General features: G+C 66.8%; 18 protein-coding genes. 8 read left to right on the forward strand and 10 right to left on the reverse strand.

From position 1 onward, the window contains the following. Positions 1 to 4 precede the first annotated feature (4 nt). From nikE to ACXJ16_RS23800, 6 genes are read right to left on the reverse strand one after another with little or no spacing between them, the layout of a single operon-like run. Positions 5 to 1,678: an ABC transporter ATP-binding protein gene (gene nikE / locus ACXJ16_RS23775; RefSeq protein ID WP_324699926.1), complete on the reverse strand. Its 1,674-nt coding sequence runs from the start codon at positions 1,676 to 1,678 to the stop codon at positions 5 to 7. Next, entirely contained in the window at positions 1,675 to 2,490 is an 816-nt protein-coding gene (locus ACXJ16_RS23780) for an ABC transporter permease (protein WP_324699927.1), read from the reverse strand. The genes nikE and ACXJ16_RS23780 overlap by 4 nt, the downstream gene beginning before the upstream one ends. Before the next feature lie 4 nt (positions 2,491 to 2,494). Beyond that, complete coding sequence (locus tag ACXJ16_RS23785) at positions 2,495 to 3,511, reverse strand: ABC transporter permease (protein WP_463922347.1); 1,017 nt, start codon at positions 3,509 to 3,511, stop codon at positions 2,495 to 2,497. Beyond that, complete coding sequence (locus ACXJ16_RS23790; RefSeq protein WP_463922349.1) at positions 3,508 to 5,022, reverse strand: ABC transporter substrate-binding protein; 1,515 nt, start codon at positions 5,020 to 5,022, stop codon at positions 3,508 to 3,510. The genes ACXJ16_RS23785 and ACXJ16_RS23790 overlap by 4 nt, the downstream gene beginning before the upstream one ends. A gap of 20 nt (positions 5,023 to 5,042) precedes the next feature. Next, complete coding sequence (locus tag ACXJ16_RS23795) at positions 5,043 to 6,401, reverse strand: LLM class flavin-dependent oxidoreductase (protein WP_463922350.1); 1,359 nt, start codon at positions 6,399 to 6,401, stop codon at positions 5,043 to 5,045. Between the two features lie 37 nt (positions 6,402 to 6,438). Continuing rightward, positions 6,439 to 8,832: a TonB-dependent receptor gene (locus ACXJ16_RS23800; protein ID WP_463922351.1), complete on the reverse strand. Its 2,394-nt coding sequence runs from the start codon at positions 8,830 to 8,832 to the stop codon at positions 6,439 to 6,441. Between the two features lie 275 nt (positions 8,833 to 9,107). Here ACXJ16_RS23800 and ACXJ16_RS23805 point away from each other — a divergent pair, with 275 nt between their 5' ends. Next, on the forward strand, positions 9,108 to 10,241 hold the full coding sequence (locus ACXJ16_RS23805) for a hypothetical protein (RefSeq protein ID WP_463922352.1): 1,134 nt from the start codon (positions 9,108 to 9,110) through the stop codon (positions 10,239 to 10,241). A 48-nt stretch (positions 10,242 to 10,289) separates the two neighbouring features. On the opposite strand, the gene ACXJ16_RS23810 is transcribed toward ACXJ16_RS23805, so the two are convergent. Beyond that, positions 10,290 to 10,646: a hypothetical protein gene (locus ACXJ16_RS23810; RefSeq protein WP_054436679.1), complete on the reverse strand. Its 357-nt coding sequence runs from the start codon at positions 10,644 to 10,646 to the stop codon at positions 10,290 to 10,292. A 446-nt stretch (positions 10,647 to 11,092) separates the two neighbouring features. Here ACXJ16_RS23810 and ACXJ16_RS23815 point away from each other — a divergent pair, with 446 nt between their 5' ends. From ACXJ16_RS23815 to ACXJ16_RS23840, 6 genes are all read left to right on the forward strand, one after another. Then, a complete protein-coding gene (locus tag ACXJ16_RS23815; RefSeq protein ID WP_054436682.1) occupies positions 11,093 to 11,638 on the forward strand; it encodes a Csu type fimbrial protein in 546 nt (181 codons plus the stop codon). Between the two features lie 24 nt (positions 11,639 to 11,662). Next, positions 11,663 to 12,229 carry a Csu type fimbrial protein gene (locus tag ACXJ16_RS23820; RefSeq protein ID WP_221937255.1) on the forward strand — a complete coding sequence of 189 codons (567 nt, stop codon included), beginning with the start codon at positions 11,663 to 11,665 and terminating at the stop codon, positions 12,227 to 12,229. A gap of 24 nt (positions 12,230 to 12,253) precedes the next feature. After that, positions 12,254 to 13,024, forward strand: a complete 771-nt coding sequence (locus ACXJ16_RS23825) for a fimbrial biogenesis chaperone (protein ID WP_185999139.1) — start codon at positions 12,254 to 12,256, stop codon at positions 13,022 to 13,024. A gap of 6 nt (positions 13,025 to 13,030) precedes the next feature. Then, positions 13,031 to 15,424 (forward strand): fimbria/pilus outer membrane usher protein, encoded by a 2,394-nt coding sequence (locus tag ACXJ16_RS23830; RefSeq protein WP_463922354.1) that lies wholly within the window; start codon positions 13,031 to 13,033, stop codon positions 15,422 to 15,424. Next, the gene (locus ACXJ16_RS23835) at positions 15,412 to 16,419 is read left to right on the forward strand and encodes a Csu type fimbrial protein (RefSeq protein WP_324699099.1); all 1,008 of its coding nucleotides are present in this window, start codon (positions 15,412 to 15,414) and stop codon (positions 16,417 to 16,419) included. Before ACXJ16_RS23830 ends, ACXJ16_RS23835 begins: the two co-directional genes overlap by 13 nt. A gap of 116 nt (positions 16,420 to 16,535) precedes the next feature. Next, complete coding sequence (locus ACXJ16_RS23840; protein WP_054436696.1) at positions 16,536 to 17,066, forward strand: MarR family transcriptional regulator; 531 nt, start codon at positions 16,536 to 16,538, stop codon at positions 17,064 to 17,066. 39 nt (positions 17,067 to 17,105) lie between these two features. On the opposite strand, the gene ACXJ16_RS23845 is transcribed toward ACXJ16_RS23840, so the two are convergent. After that, on the reverse strand, positions 17,106 to 17,537 hold the full coding sequence (locus ACXJ16_RS23845) for a TlpA family protein disulfide reductase (RefSeq protein WP_463922355.1): 432 nt from the start codon (positions 17,535 to 17,537) through the stop codon (positions 17,106 to 17,108). A 126-nt stretch (positions 17,538 to 17,663) separates the two neighbouring features. Between ACXJ16_RS23845 and ACXJ16_RS23850 the strand changes: the two genes are divergently transcribed. Next, a complete protein-coding gene (locus tag ACXJ16_RS23850) occupies positions 17,664 to 19,604 on the forward strand; it encodes an energy transducer TonB (protein ID WP_463922356.1) in 1,941 nt (646 codons plus the stop codon). Positions 19,605 to 19,615: 11 nt separating this feature from the next. On the opposite strand, the gene ACXJ16_RS23855 is transcribed toward ACXJ16_RS23850, so the two are convergent. After that, positions 19,616 to 20,599, reverse strand: coding sequence for a threonine ammonia-lyase (locus tag ACXJ16_RS23855; protein WP_463922357.1), 984 nt, complete (start codon positions 20,597 to 20,599; stop codon positions 19,616 to 19,618). Then, a complete protein-coding gene (locus tag ACXJ16_RS23860) occupies positions 20,592 to 21,536 on the reverse strand; it encodes an ornithine cyclodeaminase family protein (protein WP_463922358.1) in 945 nt (314 codons plus the stop codon). The genes ACXJ16_RS23855 and ACXJ16_RS23860 overlap by 8 nt, the downstream gene beginning before the upstream one ends. Positions 21,537 to 21,541: the final 5 nt, after the last annotated feature.

The following is a 21,541-nucleotide window of genomic DNA, read 5'->3' on the forward strand; positions in this document are numbered from 1 at the left end:
CCTTTCACAAGCTGTTGGGAGATAGGCGCAGCGCGCCGCCGGTGCCGGGTTCCGCAAGCTTCGGCGCAGCGGCGATCAGGGCGCGGGTATAGGGATGCGACGGATGCGAGAGCACCTGCCCGGTCGGTCCGGTCTCCACGATCCTGCCGCGGTGGAGCACGGCCACCCGGTGCGCGATGCCAGCCACCGAGCCGAGGTCGTGCGAGATGAATATCTGCGCAATGCCGCGCTCCCGTGCGAGCCGTTCGAGCAGTTGCAGGACGTGGATGCGGTTCACGGCATCGAGCGCGCTGACCGGTTCATCGAGCAGGATCACTTGCGGATCGAGCACGAGCGCCCGCGCGATCACCGCGCGCTGGCGCTGACCGCCTGAAAGGTGGCGCGGCAGGCGGCAGCCCAGTGCGGGATCGAGTCCGGCGGCCTCCAGCGCGGCATTCACCAATCGCGACCGCTCGATGCGGTCGATGCCGCCGCGAATGTCCAGCCCTTCGCCCACCGAACCGGCGATGGTGATATCGGGATCGAGGCTGCGCAGGGGATCCTGGAAGGCATATTGCAGCCGGTTGCTGCGGCGAAACGCCATCAGTTCACGCCCCGCCAGCCGCTCCAGCGGTTCGCCGCCGAGCACAATCGAACCTTCGGCAGGGCGAACGAGGCCAAGGATCGACCGCAGGAGCGTGGTCTTGCCGGAGCCGGTTTCCCCGATCAGCCCGAGGATTTCGCCGCGCGCCAGTTCGAGATCGATCCCGTCCAGCACCGTGCCTTGCCCATAGCCTGCCCGAAGCCCGCTGATCCGCAGGAGCGGCGCGGCCGCTTGCGGCGGTGGCGCGTTCTGCCCGGCTTCCAGCGAGGTGGCATGATGCGTTTCGATCAGGCTGCGGGTATAGGCATGGCGCGGCCGGTCCAGCACCTCCCGCGTGGCGCCCGCCTCGACGATCTCGCCCTCGCGCATGACGATCACCTGATCGCAGGTCTGCGCCACCACGGCGAGATCGTGGGAAACCATGACGAGGGTGAGGTCCTGTTCACGGCGCAAGTCTTCGATCAGGCGCAGGACTTCGGCCTGCACCGTAACGTCGAGGGCGGTGGTCGCCTCGTCGGCGATCAGCAGGCGCGGCCCGGCGCAGACCGCGATGGCGATCAGCACACGCTGCACCATGCCGCCCGACAGTTCGAAGGGATACTGGCGGAATACCGTCTCCGGCTCCGCGAACCCCACACGGGCGAGCAGGGCCAGCGCCCGCTCTTTCGCTTCCCGGCGTGAAAGCGGAAGGACCGCACGCATAGCCTCCACGATCTGGCGGCCCACCGGGATCGACGGGTTGAGGTAGGAACCCGCATCCTGGAACACCGCGCTCAGCTCGGTCCCGCGAAGGGGTTTCCAGTCGCGGCCGCTCAACCGCGAGAGGTCGGTGTCCCGGTAGCGAATAGTGCCGGAGGTCACGGCGGTTCCGGGAGGCAGCACGCCAAGGACGGCCCGGCAGGTGAGCGACTTGCCGCTGCCGGATTCCCCGACGATGCCAAGCGTGCCGCCGCGCGGAATCTCGAAATCCACGCCCCGCACGATCATCCGGCCATCGGCCCCGGCGATGGTCAGGCCGCGTACCGACAACAGCGGCGCGGCAGGCGCAACGGGTGCGCGCGGTCCGAAAGTAACGACGTTGTTCTGCTGGATCATGGCCGTATCTCCGGAATGCGGGGATCGCTGCGACGCATCGCGTCCGCGAGCGCGTTGAGCGACCACACTGTCGCCACGATCAACAGGCCCGGCGCGAAGGGGCCGAAGGGCCGGTCGTAAAGCGTGGTCAGGTCGCTGGCGAGCTCGCCGCCCCAGGTCGGGTCGGGCGGGACCACGCCGATGCCGAGAAAGGTCAGCGAAGCGACGATGGAAAGGCAGGCGCCCGTCATCGAAGCGGTCGTGACCGCCACCACCGGCAGGACTTTAGCGATGACGTGGCGGCGGATGATCCATGCCGTCGAAGCGCCGCCCAGCCGTGCCGCCTCGATATAGTCGCTGTTGGCGACCGATAGCGCGGCGGCGCGGCTCACCCGGTAGAAAGCAGGCGCGATCAGCACGCCCACCGCGAACATGGCCTGGACAAGGCCGTTGCCGAGCATGGCCGTCATCGCGATCGCGAAGACCAGGAACGGCAACATGATGAGCGCATCCACCAGCCTCAGGCTGATCCATTCCGCCCGCCTTCCCAGGAAGACGGACAGCACCCCCGGCACCACGCCGAGCAGAAGACCCACACCCACCGAAAGCACGGCGGCCAGTATCGAAACCGTGGAGCCCGCCAGCAGCCGGCTGAACACGTCGCGCCCCAACGCATCGGTGCCGAGCCAGTAAGCCGGGCCGGGGCCTTGCAGGATCGCTCTGCCGTCCTGCGCGAGCGGATCGTGCGGGGCGATGACGGGGCCAAGCGCCGCGAGAACGACGATCAGCGCAAGGAAAGCCAAGGGCACTGCGGCATTTCGCACAAGTGTCATCCTGTCAGCTCCTACGGCGCGAGGCGGGCTGGAGGACGCCCAGCAGCACGTTGATCAGAAGGTTGCTGGCGAGAACCAGCACGATGGAAACGACGAGCGTTCCCTGCACCACCGGCACATCGCCGCGCAGCGCGGAATCGGCGGCGAGGCGGCCCATGCCGGGCATATTGAAGATCGCCTCGCTCACCACCGCACCGCCGATCAGCATGGGCACGCGCAGCGCCAGTATGGAGAGAGCCGGGCCGGCGCCGTTGCGCAGGACATGGACGAACAGGATGCGCCGGGGCGAAAGCCCGCGAACGACGGCCCCGGTCACGTAATTGTCCGAGAGTGCGGCGACGAGGCCGGTGCGAAGCTGGCGCGCGAGCTCGGCCACGACATCGACGCTCAGCGCCATGGCCGGGATCGCGATCGAGCGCAGCCAGCCTGCCACATCCTCCGAAGGCGGGATGTAACCGGCCGAGGGCAGCAGTTCGAGCCAGAGGCTGAACAGCAGGATCATCGCAATGGCGACAACGAACGGCGGCAGCGAGGCGGCGGTCGAGGCGAAGACCGTCACCATACGGTCGAGCCAGCCGCCTTGCCGCGCCGCCGAGGCGATCCCCAGCACCGTCCCCAACCCCACGCCGATCAGCAGCGCCCCGCCCGCGATCGAGAGGCTGACCGGCAGGCGCTGGAGGATCAGTTCGGTAACGGGAACCCCGTTGAACCACGAAGTGCCGAGATCGCCGTGAAGCACCCCGCCCATCCAGTCGAGGTACTGGACGGGGACCGGCCTATCCAGGCCGAACTGCGCGCGGATCTGCGCGATCATTTCGGGCGTGGGACTGTCTCCGGCCAGCCCGGCGGCGGGGTCCAGCCCGCTCGCCACGCCGAGCAGGAAAGTGATGAGCGTCGCCAGAAAGAACACCGGCACCGCGATCAGCAGGGTCGAGCCGGTGAAGCCGAGCAAGGCGCGGCCATGGCGCAGGCGCACGGCCCATGCGTGGCCGGGAACGGCTGGGACTGTGCGCGCGGTCATTGCACGGTCACGCCTTCCCAGCGGATCTGCGAGGGCAGGATGTTGAGGTTCTTCACCCCCGCCCGCGCGCCGACGATCCACGGCTCGCTGTAGAGGTAGTTGCTGGGCGACTGCTCCACCCCGGCGCGGACCGCAGCGTGGAGGCGCGCGGCATAGGCCGGATCGCTTGTCGGCGTGCGCCGCACCGCATCCAGCGCCTGGAGGAACGCGGGCGCCGCATAAGGCCCGCTGAGGTTCATGATGCCTTCAGGGCCATAAGTCGCCAGCAGGTTCTGCACCGGGGATTCCCGGCCGATGGTGCCATCCAGCGCGAGGGCCGGGCGCTTGGCGATATAGACCTCGCTCTGCCAGGTGGAGGAGCCGGGCGGAACGATGCGCAGCGTCGATTTCACACCCACGCGGGCAAGCTGCGCCTGCACGAGTTCGGGCAGGCCGTCGTTCATTACCGGGTTGACGGCGATCTCGATAGCGAGCTTGCCCGGCGGATATCCCGCCTCGCGCAGCAGCGCGCGAGCCTTGCCCGGATCGTAGCCCCAGAGCTTTTCGACACTGGCATCGAAGGCGGCGTTCCCGGCGGGGAACGGCTGGTGCGAGACCGTCGCGAGCCCGGCTGTAACGGTCCTGATGAACTCGTCGCGGTCGAAGGCATAGCGCAGCGCTTCCACCACCCTGGGATTATCGAACGGCGGCCGGTTGCGGTTGATCGAAACGTCGCGGACATTGAGCGAGGGCGCAATGGCGACGGTCAGCCCCCTGCCCTTCGCCTCTTCCACGCGGCGCGGGGGAATGCGTCCGGCCACGTCGATGGAACCGGAAAGCAGCGCGGCGATCACCGTGGCCGGGTCCGGTGCATTGGTCAGTTCGAAGCGGTCGATATGGATGTTCGCGGCGTCCCAGTAGCCGGGGTTCCTCTCGAAGTAGGCGTGCGATTCCGGCACGAATTCGGTGATGCGGAACGGCCCCGCGCCGACCGGCCAGAGCGCCAGTTTCGCCTTGTCCTTCGCTGCAGCGGTCGGACTGGCAATCGCGCCGACGCGGCCGGCGAGAATAGTGGGAAGCTGGTAGTCGGGCTCGCGCAAGTGGAAGGTCACCGCCAGCGGTCCATCGGCGGAAACGCTTTCCACACCGCCAAGATCGCGCTTGATGAAGGAATCCTTCTGGGACAGCGCCCGGTCGTAGAAGGCCTTGACCGCCGCCGCATCCAGCACGGTATCGTCCGAGAACGTCAGCCCCTTGCGCAGATCGAAGGTCAGCGCCTTGCCATCATCGGAAAAGCGCCACTTCTGCGCGAGGCCCGGCTGGGCCTCGCCCTGCTTGTCGAGACGGGTGAGCGAGGCATAGGCCAGGCTGATCGTATTGATATCCGCGCCGGTGCGGCTGGTCACCGGGTCCCACGAGGTGGGCAGCATGAAGGCCCAGCGCAGCTTGCTGTGCCCGGCCTCCTGCTTGCCCGAACCGCCGCACCCGGCAACGAGCAGCCCCGCCGCCAGCACGGTGAACAGCCGCCGCAAGTATCTCCCCGCCTCCTGCCTCATGCGGTGAGCGCCGGTTCGCGCGGGGCCTGCGCAGATGCACGCACATTGGCGGGCTTCGGCAGGCCGAGGTGATCGCGCAAGGTGGTGCCTTCGTAGTCGCTGCGAAACACTCCCGCCTCCTGAAGCAGCGGCACGACTTCGCTTACGAAACGATCGAACTGGTCGGGATGGCCGAGCATCACGTTGAGCCCGTCGAGCGCGCGTTCCTCGAACCAGCGGATTATCGTGTCCGCCACGGTGCGGGCGCTGCCGACGAAGGGGCTGCGATGCCCTGCCCGCACCAGCTCCACGGTCTCGCGCAAGGTCAGCCCGCGCTCCACGGCAAGGTCGGTAAGCTTCTTTGCCTGCGTGAAGAAGCTGCGGCGGGCATGTTCAAGCGCCTGCACCGGGAACGGCGCGTCGAGGTCGTACTGGCGGAAATCGTGCCAGCCGAACGAGCGGCCGAACTCGTTCAGGGCCTGATCGAAGCTGTGGTCGGCCAGCTTGTGCGCCTGTTCGATGCCGCGTGCGTCCTCGTCGGTATCGCCGACGAACACGCTGACGCCGGGCAGGATGATGACCTCATCCGGATTGCGCCCGGCCGCTTCGGCGCGGCGGGCGATGTCGGCGTAGAAGGACTTGCCGTCCTCGATCGTGGCGGCATGGGTGAAGATCGCATCGGCGGTCTGCGCGCCGAGGTCGCGGCCCTGGTCGGAATCGCCCGCCTGGAAGATCACCGGCTCACCCTGCGGCGAGCGCTGGATGTTGAGCGGCCCCGCCACCGAGAAATGCCGGCCCTTGTGGTTCAGCGCATGGAGCTTGTCCTTGTCGAGGAACACGCCGCTCTCGCGGTCGCGCACCAGCGCATCGTCCTCGTAGGAGCGCCAGAGGCCGTGCACGACATCGAGATATTCGTGCGCCAGGCCGTAGCGGGTCTCGTAGTCGTAATGCTCGTCGAGCCCGAAATTGCCCGCCGCCCCGGCATCGCCGCTGGTCACGACATTCCAGCCTGCGCGCCCGCCGCTGATGAGGTCGAGCGAGGCGAAACGGCGCGCAAGGTTGAACGGCGCGTTGAACGATGTGGTCGCCGTGGCGACGAGGCCTATGTGGCTGGTCGCCACCGCGAGCGCGGAAAGCAGGGTCAGCGGTTCGAGCCGGTTCAGGTAATGCGGCGGCGAATCCGGGGTGATGAACTGGCTGTCGACGATGAAGACGAAGTCGAACTTCGCGCCTTCCGCCTTGCGCACGGCGTCGATGTACCAGCCGATGTTGACGCTGGCATCCGCCGGGATTTCCGGGTCGAGCCAGCGGTTGTGCTGGCCCGGCCCGCCAACGCCGGTGGGAACGAGGCCGAGCTTGAGGGTGCGCCTGGTCATGATCTCTGCTCCTTTGCGATGATGGGGGGCGCGCGCATCAGATGCGGCCCTTGAGGGTCACGCCGAAGAGGCGCGGATCGCCCAGCGCGGCGAGAACGACGCCGAACTGGCCGTAGACGGTCTTGGTGTTGTAGTAGTCCTCGTCGAAGAGGTTGCGGACCCAGACCGAGACGTCCCAGCGCTCGTCCGGGCTGCGCACCCCGGCGTGAAGGCCCACGAGGGTCGAGCGCGGCACCCATGAATAGGGGTCCAGATTGACCGCAGCGTAATAGCCCGAACGGTAGCTGACGTCGCCGCCCAGGAAGACCTTCGCGTTCCCGGCATCGAAGGTATATTCGCCGTTGCCGGTCGCTGCGAGACGCGGGGCGCCCGATGCACGGCGGCCGGAAAGGTCGATCACGCCGAGGTAGCTGTTGAGGTACTGCGCCGGGGCATTCTTGTACGAGCGGTATTCCGCATCGTTGTAGGTTCCGGCGAGACCCAGCGAGAGGCCCTCGAACGGGCTGAGGCGGGCATCCAGTTCCACGCCGCGCGAACGCACGGTGCCGACATTGGTGATATAGCCGACCGCCGGGGTCACTGCGTTGTTGACGTAGTTCGCCTGGTAGTTGGCGATATCCGCCCAGAACAGGGAAAGGTTCAGTTCCGCCTTGCCGCCCAGCAGTCGGCTTTTCAGGCCCAGCTCGTAATTGTCCACTTTCTCCGGTTTCACGAAGATGTCGACGCCCAGCGACTGCCGCACGAGGTTGATGCCCGGCGACTTGAAGCCGCGCGAGTAGGAGGCATAGCCGTGCAGGTCGCTGTCGAGGTCGTAAGCGGCGATCAGGGTGCCGGACAGGTTGTCGGTATTGTTCGAAGCCTTGTAGGACGAAGTCGGCGCGAGGCTGGCGCGCGTGGCGGCGATCGTCGCCTGAAGCGCCGGGTCGAAACTGTCGATCGGCGCGAAATCGCCGCGCAAGTCGGCATCGTAGAGCCCGGTCTTGTGCTCGTAAGTGTAGCGCAGGCCACCGGTCAGGCGGAACACCGGCGAGATATTCCAGGTCGCCTGCCCGTAGGCCGCATAGCTGTAAGTGGCGGGAACGACATGGGCAAAGGCCGTCAGCCCTTCCAGCGCCGCCGAGGGGATCGCCGAAACCGAGGCCGAAGGCGTATTGCCGGTAAGCAGCCAGGCCGATGCGTCGCGGCCGTAAGTCTGGACCACTTTGTCGTCCGCTTCCTGCCAGAAGAAATAGAGGCCTGCGGTGTAGTCGATGGTCTTTTCGCCATTGGAGGCGACGCGGAATTCCTGGCTGAACTGCTGCTGGTCGGTATCGACCACGCTGTAGGTAATGACATTGGCGCCGATCTGGTCGCCGTCATAATTCGGAATCCATTTCCAGTTGCGATAGGCCGTGATCGAGGTCAGCGAGACCGGCCCGACGTCCCAGTCCGCACGCGTCTGGAGCCCCCAGCTCGGCATCTCATCATATTGCGAGGAGTCGATATCGGTTTTGCGGGCAAAGGGATCGACGGCGATCGGCGTATAGCCCACGTCCGCCGCCCTGCGGTAGAAGCCGCGCACCTCGGTGCCGTTGGCCAGCGTCGTCGGCAGCACCCCGGAGACGATCTGGAAGCCCATGTCGCCCTTCTGCACGCTGTAATCGGCAATGAAGCGCAGCTTGAAGTTATCGGCCGGCCTGTAGAGCAGGTCGAACTTGGCCGCGTGATTGTCCTGGTCGTCCCAGTGCTGGCGATAGGTCGTATTGTAGATCAGGCCCTCGCGGCTGGATCGCAGGTAGCTGACGCGGAAGGCGATATCGTCGCCGATCGTCGAGTTCAGCGAGACATAGCCGCGAAACTGCTCGTGATTGCCGTAAGTCAGTTCGCCGCGCGCTTCCTGATCGAACGCGGGTTCGCGCGTCTTGACGTCGAGCGCGCCGGCCACCGTGTTCTTGCCGAACAGTGTGCCCTGCGGCCCGCGCAGGAGCTGGATGCTCTCCACGTCCATGAGGTCGGTGATGACCGAGCCGGTGCGCGGGCGGTAGACACCATCCACGTAGATGCCGACGCCCTGCTCCAGTCCGTCGTTGGTGCCGCCCGCATTCGTGCCGATACCGCGCACGGTGATCGTCTGGTTACGGCCGCTGAAGCCCTGGATATTGAGGCTGGGTAGCTGCTGCAGCACCTGCTTCAGCGTGGTGGCGCCCTGCGCCGAAAGCTGCTCGCCGGAAATGGCGCTGATGCCGATCGGCACCTTCTGTGCGCTTTCGTTGCGATAGCGCGCGGTGACGGTGATTTCGCTCACTTCCCCGGCGGCGGAAGCGGATGCATCGGCCTCGGCGTCAGCGGCGAACGCGGGCGAGGCGAAGGTTATCGCAAGGGCCGAGGCCGCACCGCACAGGGCATGCAGGCGTCCGGAACGGCGACGGCGGAAAGAACGAACGAACGGCAACAAAACCCCCTATGCGAGTGCCTCAAGGAGACACCGGGGGTAATCACGTCCATTCTCAACCAATTCAATAGAGTTATGGAAGCCGTCCTATGAGTTCTCCTAAACCCTGGGCGGAGTTCTCCTGATTCCGGGAAAATTCAAGACCTTGCCCTGAAGCTTCGTGCCATGCGGGCACGAGCCGGTTTTGACTTCATGGCCGCAGGCGGTAGTTTGATCGCTTGCCGCTCAAGGCAGAACGCTCAGAAGAGCGGACGGCGGTTCGGAGGAGGATTTTCGTGACATTCCCGGTCGCCGTGCCCCGTTTGCCTGCCATCGTCCTGTTGGCCGCATCGGCACTGGCAGGCTCCCCATCGCTTGCAGCCCCGCCCGGACCTGCCCACGCTGCCGCCAGCGAAGCCTCCGTGGCAGGCCATTACTACCTTTCCGGCGTCATGGAGACGGGTTCGGAACTTCTCCTGCGCGAAGACGGAACCTTCGAATGGTACATCAGCTACGGCGCGCTTGACCAGTTCGCCAAGGGCCGCTGGTCACGCGAGGGGGCATCGGTGATCCTGAAACCGGAAGGCCCTGACGATGCGAAGCCGCTCTATGCTCCGCTCGGAGCCGAGCCCTGGGATTTGCAGGCCGAACAGGCCCTGCTTCGCCAACAGGCCGAAGAAGCCGCGGACGCCGTCGCGGCGCGCTGCCCGTTCCTGGCCGGATGGGCCGATATCGCGGTGACGCCGGTTCCCACCATCGACGAGGCCGCGACCGTCCCGGTTTCCAGGGAAAGCCTCCGCCGGAAGGCCGCCGAGACCCTCCAGACCGCCCTGCTCACGCGCGACCGCGCCGCAATGCTGGCCCGCCGGGCACTGGACGCCCCCTCGCCCGAAGCGAACGAAGCAGTCGGCAAGGCCTTCGCCGCATGGTTCGATGCGCGCGCGGCGGCGCAATCCGCCGCCGGGGAAGCCTATCTGCCGGACCCGGACCTTGCCGAGCCGGAGCTTCCGGCCCCATGCATCGCACCGGAAACACCCGATGCCGCCGACATCCCGCGTGAACAGTGGACAGGCGGAATCGCGGTTCGCGTGCTCGATCCGGTCCGGGAGCAGACCGCGAACCATGTGCGCGTCACCCTGCGCCATGCCGATGGACAGGAAGAGCAGATCGAGACGGGGTCCGGCGGGCTGGCGATCCGGCCCGGCAGGCCGGACAGCCCGGTCGTGGCGGTCGGCCTGTCGGCACCCTATGCGCCGGGGCGGGATGCCAGCTTCCGCATCGAACCGGCCAGCGACACGGTACTGAGCTTCTCGATCGATGGCGGCCAGTTGGAACAGGCCCCTTTCGAATCCATGCAGCTGCGCATCGTCGGACAAGACCTTGCGCCCGATATCTTCGAAGGAAAGGGGCTTTACCGGCGCGCGCGCTGATGCGGCGTTACATGCCGCGCGGAAGCGCCCGCAAGCCTGGCGGTCGGGTCAGGGAACGGCCTTGACCACCGCGCCCTGGATCTCGGGAAAACACTCCCGCGCCAGGTTCTTCCACATCGGCTCCACCGCATCCCGCCAGTCGCCAAAGCCGTAGAGGATCAGCGTGCCATCGTGACGCGCCTCGAACGACATCACCACGGCGGGACGGCTCGCGTCGTTCGCGGCCAGTCGGAAATCCACTTTGCGCCCGGTCTCGATCGCGAGATTTTCGCTCACGCCCAGATCGTCGAACTCCGTCTCCACACATGCCGCCACGTCCGCGATCGGCCGGTCCGAACGCGCGGTGATAAAAGAGGAGGTGACGGAAGGGATCGCTGCCGAAAGCGAGATTGCGGCCAGAAACATGGCGCGAACATATCACGATATGACCCGGCGCCCAACGGCCCCGCGATACAAAAAGACAAATTTGCCCCGGACAGAGCCGCTCCCGATGCCATGCCTGCGCGGACTTGGAGCCGCATCGGTTCTTCCCAGCCCTTTGAAACGGGCCGCAAAAAGGGGCTCCAAGCGGGGCATATCCCGCTGATTGACAGGCGAAACCCGTCGGCACGATCCGATCGGAACGGGTGCCGGCCGGCAAATCACTCCAATTTGGGGAAAGTTGAAACTGAATCGGATGATAATGCTTGATACAACATTTTTTCAAGTATTCATTTCAACAAGTTAACTAACAAGCAAAAACGCAGCCCTGAAGGTCGCCACTGAAAGAATGCTCCGCAAGGTTCGGTTACCCGGATTCAAGCGATACTTTGCGAAAGTATTCTGCAGCGCATAGCAAGAGAGGTGCGAACGTGCTCAGAAAGATTGCTCTTTCCGCGGCCGGACTATCGGCGATAGTCCTTGCTACGAACCCTGCCCGGGCCGACATTACCGGCACGATCGACGCGACGATCACCCTGGAGGCAGGATGTATCGTCAACGGACAGAACTATGACGACGGCACCGCCAACGTCGCTTTCGGCACGCTCGACTTCGGCACGCAAAACACGCTGTTCACGCAGGCCGATGCCCAGGTCCTCAACGGCGGCGCGGCTTTCACGGTCCAGTGCAGCAACGGGATCGCGCCCACCTTGTCGTTCAATGCCGGGCAAAACGATGGATCGGGCGCCGGGGTGGGCGTCCATGCCATGGCCAATCAGACCGCAGCGGGCCAGTTCGTCACCTACAACCTCTATTCCGACACCAACCGTTCGGTCATCATTCCCGTAGACGGCGACATCACCCTGCCCGCCGACGGCACGCAGCAGACCGTCAACGTCTATGGCCGCGCTTTCGGCGAGGCGGGCCTGACCACGGGCACATATTCGGACGTCGTCACCGTGGTCCTCGAACTCTAGCGGCACGCCGCCCGGACCAGGCTCATGAGAACTGGAATTGACGCGAAGGCGCTCCCGGCGCCGGCGCTCGCGATCCTTGTCGCCCCGTGCGTCGCGGCAGCCATGCTTCCCGCCGCCGCAAGAGCAGATACGACCGCGCAGTTCGCCGTCACCGCGAACATCACGGCAGGCTGTCTTGTGGACGGGCTGGGGAGCAGCGGAAACGCGGGGCTCGTCGGCAGGCTGGACTTCGGCGTGGATTCGACGTTCTCCAGGGCGACCCGCACGGCAACCTCTACGGCGACCCAGGCGATCCGCCTGCGCTGCACGCCCGGCGTCAATCTGACGATGACGGTAAACGGCGGCAACCACGCGGCATCCGGCATGCGCAACCTCCAGAGGGGGACCGATGCATCGGCGCGGATTTCCTATGCCTTGTGCAGGGACGCAGGCTGCACCCAGCCCATCGCCATCGGCGGAGCCCCCGCCGTTCCCGTAACCGGCACTAACAGCGAGGACGTGCGCCTGCCGATCTACGGATCGCTGACGCTTTCGGGAACCCTGCCGCCCGGCACTTACACCGATAGCCTGATCGTCACCCTGAGCTGGTGACAGCTCCCAGCCGAGGATAAGCCGATGAAGAGCATGATTCCCCCCGGCAGACTGGCGAGGCTCCTCCTGCTTGCGCAAGCCGCGTTCCTTGCGGTGCATGGCCTGCCCGCCGCCGCGCAGTCACCCAGCTCGATCCTGATCTGGCCGGTCAACCCGGTCATAGAGGGGCAGGCCCGGGCCACCGCGCTCTGGCTCGAAAATCCAGGCAAGTCGCCGATTACGCTGCAGGTCCGCATCTATGCCTGGACGCAGCGCGAAAACCAGAACCTCTATGCCGAGACGCGCGAGGTCATAGGCTCGCCGCCGATCGTGACCATCGAGCCGGGGGCCCGGCAACTGGTGCGGATCACGCGGCTTGTCGCCCCGCCGCCGTCGGGAGAGCAGCCCTATCGCATCATCGTCGATGAAGTCCCGGTGAAGGAAGGCCCGGGCACCGCCGGCGCATCCGTGACCTTTCGCATGCGCTACTCGCTTCCACTGTTTTCCGAGGCGAAGCAGGAAGGCGGCGCGAAAAGGCCGACGCCGCCCGCAGCCGCCATCGCCTGGCGCACGGGCACGGACCGGGACGGCCGTTTCCTTGAAATCCGCAACAGCGGCTCCGGCCATGCCAGGCTGAGCGACGTCGCCTTCACGGGCGGGCGGTCAGCGTCGGTGCTGGGTGAAGGCCTGTTCGGCTATGTCCTGCCCGGCGCCATGATGCGCTGGCCATTGCCATCGGGGGTGGACGGATCGGGCGATCTCGTTGCCGCCGTCAACGGACGGGCGCAGGCCCGTATCGAGCGGCTGCCGGAATGACGGCGCATGATCGCCGCCACCCATTCTCCGGCGCGCCTCCCGTGGCTGGCCGCGCTGGCGGCGACCGTCCTGCAAGCAGCGCCCGCGCAAGCGGCCGATGCCCGGTATGATGTCTTTACCGAGCTGCCACCACCGCCCCGGCACACCGACCCGGACGCCGAGCAGCGGCTCGAACTGGAACTCGTCGTCAATGGACTGGCAAGCGGCGTGATCGCCCCGGTGACCCGGCAGGGCGGACGGTTCCAGCTTCGCGCGCAGGATCTGCGGCAAGCGGGCCTGCTGGTGGACACGGCCGAGGACAGCCTGTTTATCGACAGTCTGGAAGGCGTGAGCGCCGATTACGACGCCCCGCGCCAGCAGTTGCACCTCACCGTCTCCCCTGAGCGCCTCCCCGCCCAGCATCTGGGCAGCAGCGCGGAGGCATTCGCCCCGGCGCAGCAGGATACCGGCGCACTGCTCAATTACGACCTCTACGTCAGCGGCGGCGAAAGGGCGGCGTTTCAGGCTTCGCTCTGGCACGAAGCCCGGCTGTTCGGCCCCTTCGGCCTGTTTTCCACCACCGGCGCGCTGCGCTCGAATGCAGGGCGGGCCTACGTCCGCTTCGATACGACATGGCGCTGGTCGGACGAGCGCAGCATGACGACCGTGGAAGCCGGCGACATCATCACCCGGACCCTGCCCTGGGCGCCCGCGATCCGGCTGGGCGGCGCGCAGGTCTCGCGCGATTTCTCGGTGCGGCCGGATATCGTCACCTATCCGCTGCCCGAATTTGCCGGGAGCGCGGCGCTGCCTTCCACGGTGGAACTGGTCGTCAACGGCCAGCGGATCGCGGGGAGCCAGGTTCGCCCCGGTCCTTTCGCGCTCGACACGCTGCCGCCGATCAGCGGCTACGGCGAGGCCAATCTCATCGTTACCGACATGCATGGGCGCAGCGTGGCAACGGCGCTGCCGTTCTATGTCAGCAGCATCCTGCTGCGCCCCGGCCTTGCCGACTATTCCGTGGCGGCAGGGGCCTTTCGCCGCAACTACGGCACCGCGAACTTCGATTATGGCCGGCTTGCCGCAAGCGCCTCCCTGCGCCGGGGGATGACCTCCGGCCTCACGCTTGAGGCACGCGCGGAAGCCACGGGAACTATGCGCCTGCTGGGGGCCGGCGCCGTTTTCCGGCTGGGCAATCTCGGCATCGTCAGCACCGCCTATGCCCGCAGCTTTCACAAGGGGCGCCAGGGTGGGCAACTGACTCTCGGCTACGAGTATCAGGCCAGGACCTTCTCCCTCGGCCTGCGCCACAGCCGACAGGACCGCCACTACGCCGATCTCGGAGTGCTGGACAGGAACGGCCGGCAGAACCGTCCGGAATGTCTTTCCGAACCTCCTGCCGAAAGCTGCGCGGGCAACCGGGAGCGATCGACCGCCGCCACCGCCAGCATCGCCATCGGCAGCGCCAGCACCTTGGGCATCGGCTACTTCGACCTCCAGCGATCCGGCACCGCCGATGCCCGGCTGGCGAACCTGAGCTGGGCGCTGCCGCTGGTGGGAGAAAGCCGGATCAATGCCTCGATCTCCCGCGATTTCGCGGAACGCGGATGGTCGGGCGCGATTACGCTCACCATCCCGCTGGGTGGCGGCAACCTCGGCACCGGCGTCTCGCGGGACAATGCCGGGCGCAGCGGATTGCGGGCGGACTATTCGCGCGCCGTGCCGTCCGACGGCGGCCTGGGCTGGAGCGCCAGCGCCTTCAGCGAGGGCGGCGGAAGACCCTACCTCAGGGGCGACGTGCTCTGGCGGGCCCAGCCCGTCCAGCTTCGTGCGGGCGCCTATGGACGGGACGAGGTGACCGGATGGTTCGGCGCCAGCGGCTCGCTGGTCTTCATGGACGGCTCGCTCTTCGCGGCGAACCGGGTGTCCGATGCCTTCGCGGTCGTCAGTACAGATGGCGAGGCGGGCATCCCGGTGCGCTACGAAAACCAGCTCATCGGCAGGACCGGTTCCGGCGGCAAGCTGCTGGTCCCCTCGGCCAGTGCCTATTACCCCGCGCATTACGACATCGACACCCTGTCGCTGTCGCCCAACGTGAAGGCCGATACCGTGAGCCGCCGCGTGGCCATCGCCGCCGGCAGCGGCCACGTCATCCGTTTTCCGATCGAGAGGGCGATCGCCGTCCGCGCGACGATCGCTGACACGCGGGGCGAGCCGCTGCCCGCCGGAACCCCGATTACGGTCAACCGCAAGGACAGGACCTATGTCGGCTGGGACGGAATGCTGTTCATCGACGACGCCTCCCCCGAGACCGTCCTGGAAGCGATCCTGCCTGACGGCACACGCTGCCATGCAGCGTTTTCCGTGCCTGCCGAAGCCGAAGAGATCATCGATGCGGGAACGCTGACATGCCGTTCCTGAAGCGCCTGCCTTGCGGCATCGCCGCCACGCTGGCCGCCTGGTCGATGATGCCGGGCACCGCCGGAGCCTGCACGCTTTCGGCAACGAGCACCAACCTCGGCAGCCTGAGTTCCTACACCGTCGCCAATACCGCGCAGGCGGGGAGCGGATCGGCCGGGCTGCAGTGCGACATTCTCCTCGCGGCGCTGACCACGCATTATGTCGGCCTTCAGGTGGATGCCTCGACCTTCCGGCTCACCGGTCCGAGCGGACAGACCATCCCCTTCACCGCTTCACTGAGCGCGAACGGAGCCGCCCTTGCTATCGGCAGCTTCCAGAACCTGTCCTCGCTCAGCATCGTCAGCCTTTTTGCGGGCACGAACAACTCCATCCCCCTCTATTTCCGCACGACCGCGACCTCCGGCCTCCGGGCAGGACGCTACACCGGCTTCCTCGACTTGCGCTGGTTCTACTCGGTATGCTCGCTCGGGGCCGCCGTATGCCTCAGCTACTCGTCCAGTCCGGGCTTCGTCCGTCCGGGGCTCGGTGTCGCGCTCAACTGGGGAGCGGGCAGCACGGTTCGCGTCAACGTGGAACTCACCGTCCTGAACGATTGCATCATCACCGCTCCGGCCGCCAGCTTCGGCTCGGCGCCGCTGGTCGGCAGCTTCAACCCCATCACCCGGACCATCCTGATCCGGTGCAGCGCGGGAGCGAGCTATACGGTGGGCCTCAACGACGGCAACAATGCCGACGGCACCGTCCGCCGGATGCGCAAGATCGACAATTCCAGCAACTACCTGCGCTACGAGATATACAAGTCGGCCTCCTCCACCGAGCGCTGGGGATCGGTGGACAGCACCCGGCGCAGCAGTGCCACTGCCGACACCAACCAGGGCATCTACGATTCCGTCACGACCCAGAGCTATACCTACAGGGCGGCCGTTCTGCCCGGCCAGATCACGCCTGCCGCCGGGGACTACAGCGACACGATCCGCATAGATGTCGCCTTTTGAACGGGTTAGGCAGGGCGGGCAAATTCGGCAGGGCGAGCCTCGATTGCGACGAGGGCGGGAACCATCGCGCGCGCTCCGGCGCTGGTCCTGCGGGAAATCAGGCAAAGGGGACACGCATGAGCGAACATGCGCGCGGCCACTTACCAGTCGCACCGGAAGAAGCGCAGCTCGACACGCTGGTGGGGCGAGTGGAAAATCTCATCGCGATGCTGGAAAACATCGCGATAGAGCAATGGCGTGCACGGCGCCAACTACGGCATTCGTCGGAAACCGCCCTGCCGCCAGCCTCAACCCCGCCCCTTTCTCCGCCGGAAGAGGCCCGCGCCGCGCTTGCCCGGGACCGCATAAGGCAACGCCGCGCGCGCGAGAACTGCTTCGGCGCCGAATTCTTCTCGGACCCGTGCTGGGACATCATGCTGGACCTTTACGCCGCCCATTACGAAGGCGAACCGGTCTCGATCTCGAGCCTGTGCATCGCGGCATCGGCTCCTGCGACCACGGCAACGCGCTGGATCGACCGGATGACCGAAAAGGGCCTGCTCACGCGTTCGAAGGACCCGGCCGACGGGCGGCGAATCTATATTCACCTGAGCAAGGATACCCGCCTCAAGCTCGATGCCTATTTCGAGGCACTCCAGCAGAATTGAAGGGCATGGCCGCCTCCCCCCGCCGAACCTGATGCCGACCTATCCCTTGCAGGTCGCCGCCATCGTGCGCAGTTCCGCCTCACTCAGGCCGCGGTCGCGCAGGGCGCAGGGCCTGCCCGTCTCGTCCGTCATCACGGCATAGGGCAACCCGGCCGCCCGCCCGGCGGAAGCGCGGCGCAGGAGTTCCCAACCCTCTCGCGGCGAGATCGTCAGTTTCTGGCGACCATCGAAGCGGCGCGTCATTTCCGTGCTGCGCGCGCCCTCGTCCAGCGCGACGATCAGCAGGCGCCGGGGGCGCGCCGCAGCCTCCAGCGCCTCGAACCGGGCAAGCTCGGCAAGGCAGGGGGCGCACCACGAAGCGACGAACATCAGCACGCTATCGCGAGGCGGTTCGCCCGGCGCCGCAACAAGCGAGGCCGCGGGTACCAGCCCTGCCGCAAGGGCGGGCGCGGGCGTGCCTATAAGGGACAATACTGATGGAAATACGACAATTGATATCAATCGCTTAACTTGCGAAGCCATATTGGATAGCCCACTACGCACCTGAACACTTCTCCGAGGCTCCCTATGTTCGGTATTATTGGCCAATCCCTGCTTTTGGCAACAGCGCAGGCCGCGGCTCCCGCCGCAGCGGCTCCCGCTTCGGCGCCCGCCACGCTCCAGCAGCAGTTCGATGCCGCCAGCGACGCGGCACAGGATGGCAAATGCAGCGACGCGATTACCGCATTCGAAGCGCTGGAACACAATCCCGCCGCCATGAAGTCCCCGGTCGTGCGCGGCGCGATCGGCGTGCGCAAGGGCAACTGCCTGGTGAAACTGCACCGGACCGACGAGGGCGAAGCCGCGATCCGTTCGGGACTGCCGGCAATGGTCGCCGCAGGGGAAGCCTTTGTCGGCGATGTCGTGAACGCCCACATGGGGCTGGGCACCGCCGCCCGCGACCGGTTCGACTACGCCCGCGCGGGGGACGAATTCCGTCTGGCGCTGGCGGCGGGCGGGCCGCAGGGGCGCTTCAGGCCGTTGCTGGCGCTGTCACAGGTTTCCATTTTCGATCCCGGCCCCGAACCGCTCGCCTATATCGACGAGGCGAGCCGGATCGCTGACGCAACGCCTTCGATCAGCAAGGATTTCCACGCGCAACTGCTGACGCTCAAGGCCCGGATACTGCTCAATCGCGGGGAAAAGGCGGAAGGCTACGCCTTGCTCAAGGACGCGCTGAAGCTTCAGGGCGGGCTGTCGCTCAAGGTTTCGCTCAGCGATGTCGCCACCCGCTCGGACCTCGCGATCGCCGCCATGCTGCTGAACAAGCGGGACGATGCCCGGAACTATCTTGTCTATACCGGCGCCGGGCGCATGGATCAGGCGCCATTCTCCCGTGCCGAGAACATGGATGTCCCCCTTTGCGGCTCCACCAGCGGCCTGACCCCGGCAGACTACGCCGTGGTCGAATTCAGCATCGCCGACGACGGTTCGGCCTTCGGGGTTCAGCCGATCTATTCCACCGGGGGCCGCGAAATTGCGCTGGCGTTCGCGCGCGCAGCGTCCCGCTGGTCCTGGGCGCCCGCGAAGGTGCAGGAAATCAAGCCGTTCCTGCGCTACGCCATGCGGGTCGAGATGCGCTGCACGGTCGCCGGAGCCCGCCCCCAGATCAACGAACCGCTGACCTCGCGCTTCATGCAGTGGGCTGCGCCGCTGCTGGCCGGCAGGATCCAGGGCGGAACCGACGGCGCGGTCGCCGCCCGGGCCAGCGCGCTGCTCGATCAGTCCCGCAAGGAAGGGACAGACCAGTTGACCGTCGCGCTGCTGGGCATGCTGGGCCTCAATCCGGTGACGGACACGGCTTCGGCCAACACCTACCTGCAGGAAGGCCTCGGCCTTGCACTCAGCCGGAACATGCCGGTGGAGACTTCGAACTGGCTGCGCTTCGCCATCGCCGCGCAGCGCAATTCCGATAAACCGGCGGCAACGCGCGCCGCGCTAAGGGAACTGCTTCCGGTGGTGACGGCAACCGGCGATGCCCTGGCGACCGACACCGTGCGGCTGCAGATCGCTTCGCCCGGCTACCGCCTGAGCGCCCCCGTGGACGCGCCCACCCTGCGCGAAGCGGTGATCGCCGATCCCGCCCTGCCTCGCGACCATCCGCTCAAGATCAACGCGCTCCTGCAAAGCGCATCATGGGCCGCGCAGAACAGGGACTTCTCGCAGGCCCAGCAGATCTTCCAGCAGACCGGCCTCAGCACCGAGCAATGCGCCTTCATCGGCGCCGCGCCCGCCATTCGCAGGACCGGCGTAAGCTCCACCGACTATCCGATGGAAGCCGCGCGCATGGGCTTCGAAGGCTGGACCCGCGTGGAGTTCGATGTCGATTCCGCCGGTCGCACCCGCCAGCAGCGGGCGCTGATCTCCTACCCTCCGTTCGTCTTTTCCGATGCGGCATCGGCCATGGCCAAGGACTTCGTCTACGAAAGCAGCTACCGCCCCGGCGGCGACACGGCCTGCGCGGGCGCCGCGCAGAACATCGCCTTCCGGATGAACTAGGCGTCGCGGATTCAAGCGTCTTCCAGAATCGAGCGGAAGAGCCCGGGATCGACGTTAGAGCCGGACAGGACGATGACCGTGGCGCCCGGCGCGGGCGGCGCGCGGCCTGAAAGGGCCGCCGCCAGTGCCACGGCGCCGCCCGGTTCGACGACGAGCTTCATCTTCTCGAACGCGAAGCGCATCGCCTCGCGCACTTCCCCGTCGCTCACCGCAAGGCCGCCGGAAAGCAGCGCGCGGTTGATCGGGAAGGTCATTTCGCCCGGGCTCGGCGCCAGCAATGCATCGCAGATCGAGCGGGCGCCCGAAGGAACGGATTCGCGGTGGCCACTGGCCAGCGATCGGGCCGTATCCTCGACCCCCTCGGGCTCCACGCTGTAGATTTCGACCTGCGGAGCCGAGGCCTTGATTGCCGTGGCGATCCCGGCGACCAGCCCGCCCCCGCCGCAACAGACGAGCACCCGGCCGATCTCGGCCCCCGCTTCCCCGGCCTGTTCAAGGATCTCCAGCCCGGCGGTTCCCTGCCCGGCGATCACGAAGGGATCGTCGAACGACGGCACGAGAACCGCGCCGCGCGCGTTCGCCAGAGCCGTGGCGATCTCTTCCCGCGACTGGGTGTAGCGGTCGTAGGGAACGATCTGCGCGCCCAGCACCCGCGTGTTGGCGACCTTGATGGCCGGGGCATCGGCGGGCATGACGATCGTTGCCGGGATGCCAAGCAGGCGCGCCGCCGCCGCCACGCCCTGGGCATGGTTGCCGGAAGACCACGCGACGACCCCTGCGGCCCTGCGCTCGGCAGCGATACGGGACAGCCGGTTGTAGGCTCCGCGAAACTTGAAGGAACCGGTGTGCTGCGCACCTTCGAACTTCACCAGCGCGCGGTGGCCGAGGCGTTCGTTCAGCGGCGCGAATTCCAGCAGCGGCGTGCGCACCGCCGCGCCGCGAATCCGGTCTGCCGCGTCGATGACGTCTGCGATGGAGATGGCGCGTTCAGGCATGCTGGTCCCCCGGGTTCCGGTTTTCGAAAGCAGCCACGAGGTGCCGCGCGATGACAAGGTCCTGCAGCGAGATGCCGGAACTGTCGAAGACGGTTATCTCTTCCTCCGACCGGCGCCCCGGAGCGCGGCCCGAAAGGACATCCCCGATTGCCGCGATGCGCGCCCGGTCGCCGCGGTAATGCTGGAACTCGCCGATGGTCACGGCCTGCGCGGGCAGGTCGCAGAACAGGCGCGCCTGCGCGAACAGGGACGGCGGCAGTTCCTGCTTGCCCGCCGCATCGGACCCCATGCTGACGACATGGGTGCCCGGCCCGATCCATTCGGCATCGAACAGCGGCGCACGCGCCGGCGTGGCGGTGACCACGATATCGGCCGCTTCGCAGGCCTCGCGCGCGCCGGAAAGCTCGGCCCGAAGCCCGTGTTCGCCAAGCCGGGCGGCAAATGCGGCCCCCTTGGCATCATCGCGCGCGATCACGAGGATCTTGCGGATCGGCCGCACGCCCGCAAGCGCAAGGCATTCATGCAGTGCCTGATGCCCGGCCCCGAACAGGGCGAGCACCCCGGCATCCTCTCGTGCCAGCGCTTCGGCGGCAACGGCGTTCACGGCGGCGGTCCGCCAGGCATTGACCTGCCCCGCCTCGATCACCCATTCGACACGGCCAAGGGTCTGGTCGATCAGCAGGATCGCCGAATTATGGCGCGGCAGCCCGCGCGCGGCGTTGCCCGGCCAGAACGAACCGACCTTGAGCCCTGCCAGATCCCCCGCAACCCCCGCCTTTATCGAAAACCTGTCGGCAGGCACGGTGCCATGCGCCAGCACGGCGGGGAAAACGATGCCTTGCGGGCTCGCCGCAAGGACCAGAGCCTCCCGCGCCGCCGCCCGCGCCATTTCGGGCGTGACCAGCGCGGCGGATTGTTCTTCGGAGATGAACTTCATGCAGA

Source organism: Novosphingobium sp. TK71, assembly GCF_055361505.1.